Origin of the sequence: Sulfitobacter brevis (assembly GCF_900112755.1) — a bacterium.
Taxonomy (GTDB): domain Bacteria; phylum Pseudomonadota; class Alphaproteobacteria; order Rhodobacterales; family Rhodobacteraceae; genus Sulfitobacter; species Sulfitobacter brevis.
Genome location: NZ_FOMW01000004.1, coordinates 227,411 through 241,283, shown reverse-complemented (window position 1 = coordinate 241,283; position 13,873 = coordinate 227,411). Strand labels below are relative to the sequence as shown.

15 protein-coding genes and 1 riboswitch are annotated in these 13,873 nt (G+C 59.2%); of the genes, 9 read left to right on the top strand and 6 right to left on the bottom strand.

From position 1 onward, the window contains the following. The first annotated feature begins 69 nt into the window (after positions 1-69). Positions 70-1,182, top strand: a complete 1,113-nt coding sequence (locus BM174_RS07225) for a THUMP domain-containing class I SAM-dependent RNA methyltransferase (protein ID WP_093923172.1) — start codon at positions 70-72, stop codon at positions 1,180-1,182. 64 nt (positions 1,183-1,246) lie between these two features. Here the strand turns inward: BM174_RS07225 and BM174_RS07220 are convergent, their stop codons facing one another. The 4 genes from BM174_RS07220 to irrA all read right to left on the bottom strand — a co-directional run bounded on the left by BM174_RS07220 (position 1,247) and on the right by irrA (position 4,674). Then, positions 1,247-2,038, bottom strand: a complete 792-nt coding sequence (locus BM174_RS07220) for an enoyl-ACP reductase FabI (RefSeq protein WP_093923171.1) — start codon at positions 2,036-2,038, stop codon at positions 1,247-1,249. A 4-nt stretch (positions 2,039-2,042) separates the two neighbouring features. After that, positions 2,043-3,272: a beta-ketoacyl-ACP synthase I gene (fabB, locus tag BM174_RS07215; protein WP_093923170.1), complete on the bottom strand. Its 1,230-nt coding sequence runs from the start codon at positions 3,270-3,272 to the stop codon at positions 2,043-2,045. 163 nt (positions 3,273-3,435) lie between these two features. Further along, entirely contained in the window at positions 3,436-4,233 is a 798-nt protein-coding gene (locus BM174_RS07210) for a phytanoyl-CoA dioxygenase family protein (protein WP_093923169.1), read from the bottom strand. Between the two features lie 12 nt (positions 4,234-4,245). Beyond that, positions 4,246-4,674 (bottom strand): iron response transcriptional regulator IrrA, encoded by a 429-nt coding sequence (gene irrA, locus BM174_RS07205; RefSeq protein WP_093923269.1) that lies wholly within the window; start codon positions 4,672-4,674, stop codon positions 4,246-4,248. 206 nt (positions 4,675-4,880) lie between these two features. Here irrA and fabA point away from each other — a divergent pair, with 206 nt between their 5' ends. Beyond that, positions 4,881-5,390: a bifunctional 3-hydroxydecanoyl-ACP dehydratase/trans-2-decenoyl-ACP isomerase gene (gene fabA, locus BM174_RS07200; RefSeq protein ID WP_093923168.1), complete on the top strand. Its 510-nt coding sequence runs from the start codon at positions 4,881-4,883 to the stop codon at positions 5,388-5,390. A 78-nt stretch (positions 5,391-5,468) separates the two neighbouring features. On the opposite strand, the gene BM174_RS07195 is transcribed toward fabA, so the two are convergent. Further along, entirely contained in the window at positions 5,469-6,338 is an 870-nt protein-coding gene (locus BM174_RS07195; RefSeq protein WP_093923167.1) for a hypothetical protein, read from the bottom strand. 111 nt (positions 6,339-6,449) lie between these two features. Between BM174_RS07195 and miaB the strand changes: the two genes are divergently transcribed. Further along, complete coding sequence (gene miaB / locus BM174_RS07190; RefSeq protein WP_093923166.1) at positions 6,450-7,754, top strand: tRNA (N6-isopentenyl adenosine(37)-C2)-methylthiotransferase MiaB; 1,305 nt, start codon at positions 6,450-6,452, stop codon at positions 7,752-7,754. A 59-nt stretch (positions 7,755-7,813) separates the two neighbouring features. Here the strand turns inward: miaB and BM174_RS07185 are convergent, their stop codons facing one another. Next, positions 7,814-8,158, bottom strand: coding sequence for a hypothetical protein (locus tag BM174_RS07185; protein ID WP_093923165.1), 345 nt, complete (start codon positions 8,156-8,158; stop codon positions 7,814-7,816). A 534-nt stretch (positions 8,159-8,692) separates the two neighbouring features. On the opposite strand from BM174_RS07185, the gene BM174_RS07180 reads away from it, so the two are divergent. The 6 genes from BM174_RS07180 (at position 8,693) to lnt (ending at position 13,791) form a co-directional block, all read left to right on the top strand. Beyond that, a complete protein-coding gene (locus BM174_RS07180; RefSeq protein ID WP_093923164.1) occupies positions 8,693-9,268 on the top strand; it encodes an OmpA family protein in 576 nt (191 codons plus the stop codon). 12 nt (positions 9,269-9,280) lie between these two features. Beyond that, positions 9,281-9,604 (top strand): hypothetical protein, encoded by a 324-nt coding sequence (locus BM174_RS07175; protein ID WP_177209438.1) that lies wholly within the window; start codon positions 9,281-9,283, stop codon positions 9,602-9,604. Positions 9,605-9,761: 157 nt separating this feature from the next. Continuing rightward, a complete protein-coding gene (locus BM174_RS07170; RefSeq protein ID WP_093923163.1) occupies positions 9,762-10,757 on the top strand; it encodes a PhoH family protein in 996 nt (331 codons plus the stop codon). Between the two features lie 67 nt (positions 10,758-10,824). Beyond that, positions 10,825-11,325: an rRNA maturation RNase YbeY gene (gene ybeY / locus BM174_RS07165; RefSeq protein WP_093923162.1), complete on the top strand. Its 501-nt coding sequence runs from the start codon at positions 10,825-10,827 to the stop codon at positions 11,323-11,325. A gap of 43 nt (positions 11,326-11,368) precedes the next feature. Next, on the top strand, positions 11,369-12,268 hold the full coding sequence (locus tag BM174_RS07160) for a hemolysin family protein (protein ID WP_093923161.1): 900 nt from the start codon (positions 11,369-11,371) through the stop codon (positions 12,266-12,268). Next, entirely contained in the window at positions 12,265-13,791 is a 1,527-nt protein-coding gene (gene lnt, locus BM174_RS07155; protein ID WP_093923160.1) for an apolipoprotein N-acyltransferase, read from the top strand. The genes BM174_RS07160 and lnt overlap by 4 nt, the downstream gene beginning before the upstream one ends. A 30-nt stretch (positions 13,792-13,821) precedes the next feature. Continuing rightward, positions 13,822-13,871: riboswitch (SAM-SAH riboswitch) on the top strand. Positions 13,872-13,873: the final 2 nt, after the last annotated feature.

The following is a 13,873-nucleotide window of genomic DNA, read 5'->3' as shown; positions in this document are numbered from 1 at the left end:
ATCTGGCGATTTTTCGAAAAGCGCCGTTGCCTCTCGCAGTGGGCGGGCGTTGCCTCTAAAGACACGGGGATGGAACAACAGACCTTTGAGATTTTTCTCGTCTGCCCTCCGGGGCTCGAGGCGGTGCTTTGCGAAGAAGCCGTCGAAAAGCGCTTTGTCGCGCCCACCGTTTCACCGGGCGGGGTGACAGTGCAAGGCGGCTGGCCCGAGGTCTGGCGCGCCAATCTGGAACTGCGCGGTACGGCCCGAGTATTGGCCCGCATCGGTAGTTTTATGGCCTTTCACCTTGCGCAACTTGATAAACGGTCGCGCAAATTTCCGTGGGGGGATGTGCTGCGTTCCGACGTGCCAGTCAAGGTGCAGGTGACCTGCAAGGCCTCGAAAATCTATCATGCGGGTGCTGCAACCCAGAGGATCGAAACCGCGCTGCGCGAGAGCCACGGCATCACCCTGTCGGACGAGGCAGAGATGGTGCTCAAGGTCCGTATCCACGACAATCAGGTGACGATCAGCATCGATACCTCGGGCGAATCCCTGCACAAACGCGGCCATAAAGAGGCGGTCGGCAAGGCCCCGATGCGCGAAAACCTCGCGTCTCTCTTCCTGCGGCAATGCGGCTATAACGGCACCGAACCGGTGCTGGATCCGATGTGCGGCTCGGGCACCTTTCCCATCGAGGCGGCGGAAATCGCGGCAGGCTTGCTGCCCGGCCGCTCGCGCAGCTTTGCCTTCGAGCAACTGGCGAGCTTTGATCAGGATGTCTGGGACGAGATGCGCAGTGCCGCGCCGACCAAGACGCCGCAGCAGCGCTTCTATGGCTCCGACCGCGACGCTGGCGCGATCCGGATGAGCACTGCAAATGCCGAACGGGCAGGGGTTTCGGATTGGATCAGTTTTGCCTGCCACGGTGCGGGTGAGATCACCCCGCCCGACGGTCCGCCCGGATTGGTTATCGTCAATCCGCCCTATGGCGCGCGGATCGGCAACAAGAAATTGCTCTATCCGCTTTACGGCACTTTGGGGGTGACGCTGCTGGAACGGTTTAAGGGCTGGCGCGTCGGGCTCGTCACGTCCGAGCCGCCTTTGGCCAAAGCCACCGGACTGCCGTGGAAGCCGCAGGGTCCCGCCGTGGCGCATGGGGGCATGAAAGTCTGGCTCTGGCAGACGCCGCCGCTGCGCTAGGGCAGCGCAACACCTCTCGTGGCGTTTGGCAGGGCGACGGGGGCGTTTGCCCCCGCGCGGTTTCTTACAAGTGGTCGGCTTGCGGCATGCCCAGCACGTGGAAGCCGCCGTCAACGCGGATGATCTCACCAGTGGTGCAAGCACCGGCATCCGAGCACAGATACACCGCTGTCCCGCCCACAGCTTCAAGCGTCGCATTGCTGCGCAGCGGGGCGTTCTGGTCGGTGTGCTTATAGGTCTTGCGCGCGCCGCCGATTGCGGCCCCTGCCAGGGTTTTCATCGGGCCGGGGCTGATCGCATTGACGCGGATGCCTTCGGGGCCAAGGTCATTGGCCAGATAGCGTGTCGCGGATTCCAGCGCCGCCTTGGCGACACCCATGACGTTATAGTTCGGCACCACGCGGTTGCTGCCCTGATAGGTAAGCGTGATCAGCGTGCCGCCCTGCTCAACCATCAACGGATGCGCGCGGCGGGCCACTTCGATGAAACTATAGGCCGAGATATCCATAGAATGTTTGAAGTTCGCACGGCTGGTATTCAGAAACCGCCCCGTTAGCTCGGACTTGTCCGAGAAGGCGATGGCGTGGACCACGAAATCAACCGTCGGCCAGCGTGCGCCCAACTGCTCGAACGCGGCATCAAGCGAAGCATCGTCGGTCACATCGACATCAACCATGAAATCACTGCCGACACTTTCGGCCAACGGCTTCAAGCGGCTACCAAAGGCTTCGCCCTGATAGGTAAAGGCCAGCTCCGCGCCAGCCCCGGCCATTGCCTTAGCAATTCCCCATGCAATCGACCGTTCGTTCGCGACACCCATTATCAGGCCGCGTTTTCCTGCAAGCAATCCGGACATTCTCTTACCCCTTGAATTTCGACAGGATCATCGACCCGTTGGTGCCACCAAAGCCGAAAGAGTTGGTCATCACACTGTCCAGCTCGGCATTGTCGACCCGTTCCAGCGCGATCTCCTCCGGCTCCAGCGCCGGATCGAGGTTTTGCACGTTGATCGATTTAGCGATGAAGTCATTGTCTAGCATCAGCAGGCTGAAAATCGCCTCCAAGGCGCCCGCGGCGCCCTGTGCATGGCCGGTCATTGATTTGGTCGAGCTCACAGGCGGCGTGCTGCCCTTGCCAAAGACACGGCGCACGGCCTCGATCTCGCCGACATCGCCAACAGGGGTCGAGGTGCCATGCGCGTTGATATAGCTGACCTTGCGGCCTTCGGGCAGGGTGGCAAGCGCCAGCCGCATCGCCCGTTCACCACCTTCACCGGAAGGCGCGACCATGTCGTGCCCATCGCTGGTCGCGGCATAGCCGGTCACTTCGGCGTAAATCTTGGCGCCGCGTGCCTGCGCATGCTCGAGATCTTCGAGCACCACAATACCGCCGCCACCGGAAATTACGAATCCGTCGCGGTCCGCGTCAAAGGCGCGGCTGGCGGTCTCGGGGGCGTCGTTATACTTGCTGCTCATCGCGCCCATCGCGTCGAACAGGCAGGACAGCGTCCAGTCCAGCTCCTCGCCGCCACCGGCAAACATCACGTCCTGCTTGCCCATCATGATCTGCTCTGCGGCATTGCCGATACAGTGTAGCGAGGTCGAGCAAGCGGAGGTGATCGAATAGTTGATGCCCTTGATCTTATAAGCGGTCGACAGGTTTGCGCTGATCGTCGAAGACATGCATTTCGGCACGGCAAACGGTCCGATGCGTTTGGTGGCGCCGGTATCTTTCACCACGTTATGGGCGGCAAACATCGCGGAGGTGGAGGGGCCGCCCGACCCGGCAACAAGTCCGGTACGCGGGTTCGAGATGTCGCTGTCATCCAGCCCCGCATCGGCAATCGCCTGACCCATTGCAATATGCGCATAGGCCGCGCCCGGTCCCATGAACCGCAGGGTGCGCTTGTCGATATGATCCGCGACATTGATCTTCAGCGTGCCAGCAATGCGGCTGCGAAAGCCGTGTTCGGCCATCTCCGGGCTGGCTTCGATGCCGCTGGTGCCTGACTTGAGCGAAGCCAGCACTTCTTCAGCATTGTTTCCGATGGAAGAGACGATTCCCAACCCTGTGACGACGACGCGGCGCATGGGCAGCACTCCTTTGAAAATTCAACGTGATACTAGGACATTGCCTATGGGGCGTGCAACATCAATGGGCAGGGCGAAGGGGCAAGAAAGCTGAGTTTCCAGCGAAAAAGCCGCAAGTGGCCCTGCGACAGACGCGCAGGACGCCGCGTTCGCGCCGCCCGCCTCAAGCGCGTTTGAACAGAGTTGGAAACCAGTCTTCGCGCAAACGCGCACCGGGTTGCATGCCGTGGTCGGGAAAGGGCGGCGACGTCGGGCCGGGCCGCGCGATATAACGCGCGTCATCTCCCAATAACCGCAGCGAAAAGGCCCGCCGCCGTGCCACCGACTTGTTGCCCCGCGCACCGTGCAGCGTGCCGTAGTTAAAGGCCACCGCATCGCCCGGTTCCATTTCCCATTCGCGAATATCCATGCCCTCCGCGTCCGGATCAGGCACCGGCATATAGGGCGCTGGATCAAAAAATGCATCGCCCTTTGTCCAGCGGGTCGGCAAAACCGGCTTCTCCCACAGGTGTGACCCAGCGACACAGCGCAACGAGGCATCGGTGACCGGATCAAGCGGCGACCAGAAGCTGACTGTCTGGCGGCCTTCGACAAAGTAATAGGGGCCGTCCTGATGCCACGGTGTCGCCATCGAGGTGCCCGGCTCTTTCACCAGCACGTGGTCATGAAAAACCTGCGCCGTTTGGCTTTGCATCAAATCTGCCCCGACCTCGGCAGCGGGAGAGTTCCGGATCACCTCTGCGAATTCTTCGATACGTTGCCAGTTGCAGTAATCGTCGAAAAACCGCCCCGTCTCGCCAGCCTTATCGTTGTTTGATGCATAAGGACCGGGATCGACCATATTACGCTCCACCCCGCTGCGCAGGGCATCGACATGGTCGGCGAACAGCCCCTTGACCAGCACGACCCCGTCACGCTGATAGGTAACGATGTGGGTCTGGGTAATAAGCGGATGCGACATATGAAAGTCCGTCTATGCGGTGGTGTCTTTGCGTCGCAAGCGGATCACTACATCGACGCTTACGATCTCGGCTCCTGCAGGTGCGGCAGGTAATTGTGCAATCACCAAATCATCCGACGGTGCGTCGGTCAGCGTGCCATCGTCTTCCCAAAAGTAATGCGGGTGATCATGGGTGTCCGTGTCGAAATAGCTTTTGGAACCATCCACAGTGACTTCGTGCAACAACCCCGCCGTGCAGAAGGCGCGCAAAGTGTTGTAGACCGTGGCCAGAGATACCGCATCACCCTGACCTTTAGCCGCATCAAACAGGCTTTCGGCTGTAACATGGCGGTGCTTGCCGTCGCCCACCAACAGGCTCGCCAGCGTGACGCGCTGACGGGTCGGGCGCAGGCCGGCCTGCTCCAGCCACCTTGTCCCTGCTTCAATCTGCAATTCAGTCATTTCGGCTCCACTGCCCTTTACCTTGTTATATAGGGGGCAATGCAGCGGTTTTTCAAACCAAATCCACATATTGCACCTTTAGCCTGTCAAACCATACGCGCAGTGCCACCCTACATCCCCGCTCATCGCCGGTCCCCTTGCAGCACGGGCTGTGGCAATGCTAAACGGGAATGCAACAAAAACCATCCAGCAGGAGAGCCGCAATTATGGCCGATTACCCCACCAGCTTCGACAAGGACGACTTGCTGAAATGTGCAAGGGGCGAGCTATTCGGCCCCGGCAATGCCCAGCTTCCCGCCCCGCCGATGCTGATGATGGACCGGATCACCGAGGTCTCGGGTGATGGCGGTGCCCATGGCAAAGGCCATATTGTCGCCGAGTTCGACATCACGCCAGACTTGTGGTTCTTCGACTGCCACTTCCCCGGCAACCCGATTATGCCCGGATGCCTTGGCCTTGACGGCCTTTGGCAGCTTACCGGATTTAACCTCGGCTGGCGCGGCTGGCAGGGGCGCGGCTATGCGCTGGGCGTCGGCGAGGTCAAGCTGACCGGCATGGTACGCCCCGACCGCAAAATGCTGACGTATAAAATCGACTTTACCAAAGCGATTCAGACCCGCCGCCTTACGATGGGCGTTGCCGATGGCATCGTCGAAGCCGATGGCGAAGTGATCTATCAGGTCAAAGACATGAAGGTCGCGCTGAGCGAAAGCTGATCCGTCACATCGAACGAATGTGCCTGCCCGCCACACGGGCAGGCCACCCAAACCTTTATAATCCGATAACCGGCTGCCTCAAAACCATTGGCCCGGTTCCATCAGACCCAAATCCAGCAATTGCCGCGAATGCCATTCAAACGGCGCCGAGTTGTGCCATTTGAAGGTGTGGATATCAAAGGTGCTGCCCGGATTGGTCTTCAACGCCTTGGCCGTTCGGAACGAACAGACCGCCGCCGTGATATTGTGGTGCCACGGGCAAGCGTAGGTATTATATTCTTCATCATTAAAAGTGTGATCGCTGCGTACGCGCAGACCCTTTTTGGCGCGAAACAGCGGAATGCGGTCGATCTTGCGCCGCGCTGCAGGCACATGCTCCTCATAGCGCCAGCGCAGACCCCCGAAAAAATCTAACTGCCGTTCCATCGGATGGCCATCGGTCGTCTTGGCGTGCCGTGCCAGCGCATAGTAGCCCGAGCGGTCCAGATGCGCGCGGTCCAGCGATACCGCGTTTGGATGCTGTTCCAGATCGTCGGCATAGAGGTCGATCACATAGGCCAGCATCGCATGGCGCCGCTCTTCGGTATGAAAGGCCAGCATCTCGTTGATGTTTCGGGTCTCGCAAAACGGATGGAACAGGAACTCCGCATTATAACAGTAGTACAGCCACTGGCCCGGCACCGCGTCGATGATCTGGTTCAGGCCGCGCTCCATCGCCTGATCGCGGTACATGTCATAATCGACCCGCAGCACTGATTTCTGCAGGTCTTTCGCCAGATCAAAACCGGCAGGCATCAGCGCGATCACATTGGCAAACCCCGCCTGCTGGTGGTGGCGCAGCGTGGTATCGACCTCGATATCATCCTCGACCATCACAATCGCCGTGGCTCCTTTGGCCAATGTGTCGGCGCTGTCTTTGATCATCGTCGCCAGATCGGGGAAATGCATAAGCCCTCGCGTGCTGTACCTGCGGGCCAGAATCGGTCAATTCGCTGTGCATTGCAAGCGGGGCAGGACACTGCTAGACCGCGTTTCTGCCTCCTAACCCGGATATCTGCCATGACAACGCCCAAAAAGCTGTTCATCAAAACCTATGGCTGCCAGATGAATGTCTACGATAGTGAACGCATGGCGGAGGCTTTGGGCGGGCAGGGGTATGTCGCCACCGATCGGGCTGACGACGCGGATATGATCCTGCTTAATACCTGCCACATCCGTGAGAAAGCCGCCGAGAAAGTCTATTCCGAACTCGGTCGCATGAAGCCGCTCAAAGAGGCAAATCCCAATCTAAAAATCGCTGTCGCGGGTTGTGTGGCTCAGGCCGAAGGCGCCGAGATCATGCGCCGCCAGCCTGCCGTTGATCTGGTCGTCGGTCCGCAATCCTACCATCGCCTGCCGGAGATGGAGGCCAAAGTGCGCAGCGGCCAGAGTGCTCTCGACACCGATTTTCCGCCGGAAGACAAATTCGACCACCTCAAATCCCGCCCCAAGGCCCGCCGCGCCCCTGCCGCCTTTCTGACGGTTCAGGAAGGCTGCGACAAATTCTGCGCCTTCTGCGTGGTGCCTTATACCCGTGGCTCCGAAGTCTCGCGCCCTGCGGCGCGGGTGCTTGAAGAAGCCCGCGATCTGGTCGAGCGGGGCGTCCGCGAAGTCACTCTTCTGGGTCAGAACGTCAACGCCTACCACGGCGGCACAACGCTGGCCGGATTGATCCGCGACTTGGCAAAGGTCGATGGGCTGGAGCGGATCCGCTATACCACCAGCCACCCCAACGACATGGATGACGCGCTGATCGCGGCTCATGCCGAGGTTGAAAAGCTGATGCCCTATTTGCATCTGCCCGTGCAGTCGGGGTCTGATCGTATCCTCAAGCGGATGAACCGCAGCCATACCGCCGAAAGCTATCTCAAGTTGATAGAGCGCATCCGTGCTGCGCGCCCCGATATCGTGATGTCCGGCGATTTTATTGTCGGCTTCCCCGAAGAGACCGATGCGGATTTCGAGGCGACGTTGGATTTGGTGCGCGAAGTCCGCTACGGCTACGCCTATTCGTTCAAATATTCCTCGCGCCCCGGTACACCTGCGGCCGAGCGTCCCTTGGTAGACCCGGCTGTGGCCGACGAGCGTCTGCAACGGCTGCAAGCGCTGATTACCGAGCAGCAGCAAGAGATCCAGCAAAGCATGGTCGGACGGGATCTATCGGTTTTGGTGGAAAAGCCGGGTCGGTTGGCAGGGCAGATGGTCGGTAAGTCCGAGTATCTGCACGCGGTCCATATCGAGGACACGACGGCGGAAATAGGGACTGTTCAAAAGGTTCGGGTGGTCGAGGCCAAGCGCAATTCGCTCTCTGCCGTGGTGCGCTGACGGCCGGATTTTGTAAGTCACAGCCGCGCCGCTCGTCAGGGCACGGCTGTGCAGAGTGCTCAATAGTTGTGGCGGCGATGCGATCCGGGCTGATGCCAGATATTTTCCATATTTGCCTTCAATGCGCCGGGATTGCCGACCAGAGTTTGATCGCGGCATACCCGCTCGGCGATCGCCGCTGCGGTTGAAAAGTCATAGCCGACCGAGACCAGACTATCGACGAAAACCGCGTTCGGACGGTCCCAGATCACTTCTTTCCACGGACCGCGATAGCAGCTGACCACAATTTGATTGCCGGTTGGCCCGTAAGCGCCGTAATTGTGATGTCCGTGTGCATTTCCACCAGCGATGGCTGGCAGCCCCATAGCTGCGATAACAGCAGCCACTCCCAGATTTTTAATCATTTCTACACCCCAGTTGTTAAAGCCGAAAAATGTCGGCCCAGCAGTTCAATAACGTGGCGTTGCGCGAAAGCGTTCCAGTGGAAATCATCGACAGCGCTGGCATTGAATGACTTCACGCTGGCTCAGTGGTTGGTGCGAATCAAGAAACAATTTCGTTGACTGTCGCGCTGTCGGAAACAGTATCTCACAAGAGCAGTTGATTGTCGCGGGCTGCGCTTCAATCATCAAGGCTGCAGCGGTTAACCTGCGACTTACGCCTGCTTTGTCCCGCTCAGGTTCGCAGGTCGGCAGCGCCGGATGCGCATCTCTTTCGCGCACTGCTCCACGCCATTTATGCAGGGCCTTGGGCATCAAACAGGGACAATCTTTCCGATACTGCCGTATTTCGTCGCTATACCCGTGAAATCAGGGCACAAAATTGACATCTTCCCTTCACAGCACAGAAAAATAAACCTAACCTGCCTTTATGCGGAGCTGGACCGGACCTGGGATGGGCAGCTCTTTCGTGGGGGAACAGGATAAGGAAACTAGGCTGTGGTAAACACAATCTCCAAAGCCGTGCGTGCGCTGGCCAGTGTGGCACTGGTTGCAGCACTCGCATTTCAAGCATCAGCTGCCGATGCGCAAACGCGGTCACAACAAGGCCGCGACAAAGGCCAGTACATTCCGACCATCTGGGTTGACCCCGATGGCTGTGAACACTGGGTCATGGACGACGGTGCCGAAGGCTATATGACGCCGCACACCACCCGTCAGGGTATTCCGGTTTGCCGGCGCGGTAATGTCTGCGGTGTAATGGAAACCGATCAGTTTTTCGCCACCGACAGCTACCGGATCAGCTCTCCGGGCAAGGCGCGTCTGGCGAACTTTTTCCAGACAACCGGTGCGGTGTCCTACATCATTACCGGCCACACCGACAGCCGCGCCTCTGACGAGTACAACATGCGCCTGTCATACAACCGTGCCAATTCGGTCGCCGCTGTGGCAGCTGCAACTGGCGCGCGGATCGCGGATGTACGGGGCTACGGCGAACGCATGCCAGCAGTGGCAAACAGTTCAGCAGCCAATATGGCCAAGAACCGCCGCGTCGAAATCATCTGCATTCGCTAAGGGGACATCGTTGTGATTAAAACAAAAATTCTTATGGTCACGGCCTGTGCCTTTGGTCTGACCGCTTGCGCCGATTACGAAGGTGGACTTGGCCGGGGTTATCCTGCTGATAAAACCTACGACCGTGGCTTCGACAAAAAGCACCTCAGCCAGCTTCAGGCCGGTATTTGGGTCGATCCGAACGGCTGCGACCACTGGATCATCGATGACGGGGTCGAGGGATACCTCTCTGCGCGTCTCGATAAATTTGGCAAACCAGTCTGCTCCGGCGTCGCTGATCCAACCTTTACAGTTGGCGATTTCAAAGGCGGTTCAAACGTTCGGGACCCGAACTGACATTGCCGCGCACAAAATCCTATAACAGGCCGGAGCGTTTCGCGCTCCGGCCTTTTTTGTCTGCAATTCCGATTTGCAGCCCTACACATCCGCGTTCAAACCCCTATTTGTTGTTCACACCCCTTTGCAGGAGCCTGCCTTGCCTTCAAGCGATCTCATGACCACCGCATCAGCGCCCTCCGAGCGGGTGTTGGATTATCCCGATAACCGGCTGTTGATTGACCTATGCGGCGCCTATGACGCGCATCTGGCGGCGATTGAAAAAGGCCTCGATATCCAGATCGTACGGCGCGGTAATCATCTCACGCTGATGGGGGAGGCCGAGGCGACCGAACAAGGCGAGGCGCTACTCAACGCGCTCTATACCCGTCTTGAGGGTGGCCGGTCCGTTGAGCTCGCCGATGTCGAAAGCCTGCTGCGGATGGGGAATTCTGCTGTGGGGACCGGTGTGCGCGACGGGGACCAGATCGAAATGCCAATCGGCGGGTCGATCGAAATCCAGACCCGCAAAAAACGCGTTGAGCCGCGCACCGAAGCGCAAAAGGCCTATGTCCAGTCGCTGTTTAATAACGAGCTGGCCTTTGGCATCGGCCCCGCCGGTACCGGCAAAACCTATCTTGCGGTCGCCGTCGGCGTGTCGATGTTCATCGGTGGCCATGTTGACAAGATCATCCTCAGCCGCCCCGCCGTCGAGGCCGGTGAAAAGCTTGGCTATCTGCCCGGCGACATGAAGGACAAGGTCGATCCTTACATGCAGCCGCTCTATGATGCGCTGAACGATTTCCTGCCCGGCAAGCAATTAGCCAAATTGCTCGAAGACAAACGCATCGAAATCGCGCCGCTTGCCTTTATGCGCGGGCGCACGCTCAGCAATGCGTTTGTGGTGCTGGATGAGGCCCAGAACGCGACCTCCATGCAGATGAAAATGTTCCTGACCCGTCTGGGCCAGAACAGCCGCATGGTCATCACCGGTGACCGTACCCAGATCGATTTGCCGCGCGGTGTGCCCTCTGGCCTTGCCGATGCAGAACGGCTGCTCGCGGGTATCCCTAAAATCGCCTTTAACTACTTCACCTCGAAAGATGTTGTGCGCCACCCGCTCGTCGCTGCCATCATCGAAGCCTACGAAGCCGATACAGCCGCGTCAGGATGAACATTGCCCCTCTTTTGTTGACGCAAAATGTCCTAGGGTGGCGGGGGCTGGTCCCCGTGCGCCAGTGATGGAGACGCTCGACATCGTCATCGAGGATGACCGCTGGACCGCGCTCGACCTCGAAGACCACGCCGCCCAAGCGGTGCGCGCCACATTAGTGCACCTCAATATCGACCCAGAGATTAGCGAAGTCACGCTGCTGGCCTGTGACGACACGCGCATCGCAGTGCTCAACGGCGACTTCCGCGCCAAGCCCACGCCGACAAACGTGCTCAGCTGGCCCGCCGAGGAACGCGCTGCAGCGCAATCGGGCGGCATTCCGCAGGCCCCCGAGGCCGGGCTTGACGGGCTGCTTGAACTGGGAGACATCGCGCTAAGTTTCGAGACATGCCAAGCCGAAGCCGAGGCGGCTGCGCGACCCTTTGCCGATCACGTTACACATCTGATCATCCACGGCACCCTGCATTTGTTGGGCTATGATCATGTCGATGATGCCGATGCGACGCTGATGGAGCGTCTTGAAGTCGAAATACTTGGTAATCTGGGTCTTGATGACCCATATATGTAAATTAACGGTCGGACCGGCCAAGACAGGATGAAGACAGGACCCGATGGGCGATACAGACGGACCATCTGACGCGGCGCAACGCGCGCTTGCAGATGAAGACATAGAGCAAATCGAAGAAAGCTCTGTAAAAAGCGGTGGATTTTTCTCTCGTGTCATAGAGGCGCTAAGCCCCTCGGAAAGCGAGGAACCAACCGGCAACGGTAATGGCTCCGACGCGCGGCCGAGCACCCATGGGATGATAAACCTGCGCCGCATGCGGGTGGATGACGTGGCCGTGCCAAAGGCTGACATCACTGCCGTGCCGATCTCCTCAAGTATGGACGAGCTTGTTGCTGTCTTTAAGGAAAGCGGGCTGACGCGGCTTCCGGTCTATGACGGCACGCTTGATACTCCAGTCGGTCTGGCGCACCTCAAAGATCTGGCGCTGAATTTCGGCTTCAACGGCACCGCGCATAATTTCGATTTTAAAGCGATGTTGCGGCCTTTGCTGTTTGTGCCGCCCTCGATGACGATCGGAGTCTTGCTGACCAAAATGCAGGCTGAACGGCGACACATGGCGCTGGTAATCGATGAATACGGCGGCGTTGACGGGTTGGTCACCATCGAAGATCTGATCGAACAGGTCATCGGGGAGATCGAAGACGAACATGACGTTGACGAAGGCAAGTACTGGACCGTGGAAAAACCCGGCACCTATCTCGCCCTCGCAAAAACGCCGCTGGCAGATTTCGAAGCCGAGATCGGCCATTCGTTGACCGACCATGACACTGTAGATGAAGAAGAGATTGATACATTGGGCGGTTTGGTCGTGATGCTGTCGGGTCGTGTGCCCGCGCGCGGCGAAGTGGTGTTGCACCCTGACGGGCCGGAGTTCGAGGTCATCGACGCTGATCCGCGCCGGATTAAACGGCTGCGCGTACGCACGATGGGTGCCAACGGATGATCACAAAGAGGTCGGGCTGGGTACAGCTTGCGCTGGCCGCCGGCCTTGGCGCGATTGGCGGTTTCGGGCAGGCCCCCTATGATCTGCCGTTCTTGCTGCTGTTTGCGCTGATCGGTGCCGTTTGGCTCTATCGTGCGCGGGCAGGAGCGTGGTCTGCCGCCTGGCTTGGTTGGGCCTTTGGAACGGGATATTTTGTCCATGTTCTTCAGTGGCTGGTATCGCCCTTCATGGTACAGCCGGAAAAGCATGCGTGGATCGCGCCTTTTGCACTATTGGGCCTGTCTCTGTTCATGGCGTCCTATTGGGCGCTGGCCTTTGGCGTCGCGCGGCGGCTTTCGGCACGGGCATGGCCATTGATTTTTGCGCTGCCGCTGGCTGAAATATTGCGTGCCTATGCCTTTACGGGATTTGCCTGGGGCATGCCCTCGCAGGCACTGGTGGGGGTGATCGGCGGTCAGGCACTGGCGTGGATCGGACCTTATGCGGTCAGCATGGCGATGGTCGCCGTGGCGGTCATGGTCTCGACACAGCGGGTTTCTTTTGGCGCACGACTGGCGCAAGGTGCGGTTTTGGTTGCTGCTCTGGCTGCTGTCATGCTGCCTGTTTCGCTGCTGCCGGTTGCGATTGAAGTTGCCGACAGACCGGTTATCCGGCTGGTGCAGCCCAACGTTCCGCAGCGCGACAAATGGAAGCCCGACCTGATCGAGACCCATTTTATCCGCCAGCTTGACTATACCGCTGCGCCCGCCCAACCCGGTTTGGCGGCTCCGGAACTTGTCGTCTGGTCCGAAACTGCGATCCCGTGGTCGCTTGATCTGGCGCAATCCGCTCTTGATGAAATCGCCGCAGCCGCCACTGAATCCGGTGCGACCGTGATGCTTGGAGTGCAACGACGGGGCGCGGGCCGGTTCTATAATTCGCTCGCCGTGCTGGAGCGCGACGGGCAGGTCGCGCAGGTCTATGACAAGCACCATTTGGTGCCTTACGGCGAGTACATGCCCTTCGGTGACCTGTTGGCTAAGTTCGGGATCTACGGTTTGGCTGCGGGTGAGGGCTATGGCTATTCCAAGGGCGCGGGCCCCGAGATGCTCGACCTCGGCGTGTTGGGTTCTGCGCTGCCGCTGATCTGCTATGAGGCGGTCTTTCCGCATGATGTGAACGCCGCGCCGACGCGCCCGAACTTTCTGATCCAGATCACCAATGATGCATGGTTTGGCAAAGCTGCGGGGCCAAAGCAACATCTGGCCCAAGCCCGGATGCGCGCGATCGAACAAGGTCTGCCGCTGGCCCGCGCCGCAAATACCGGCATTTCGGCAATGATTGATCCCAAGGGCCGGATAACTGCCTCGCTCGCGCTGAACGAGGCAGGGTTTGTTGATGCCGCGTTGCCTGCACCGCTGCCGCCGACGCTGTACAGCCGGACGAAAGACTGGCCGCTGATGATCTTGCTGCTGCTGGGCTTGGGTGCTGCGGGAATGGCGCACCGACGAAAGCGTGTTCAGGTAAACCCAGATAGCGTTTGACCCTAACGGGGGCGCTCGCTAAGTCCCTTAGACTGACCACAACGGCTTCCTGACGTGGTGAGATTATTTTGAATGGAGCACG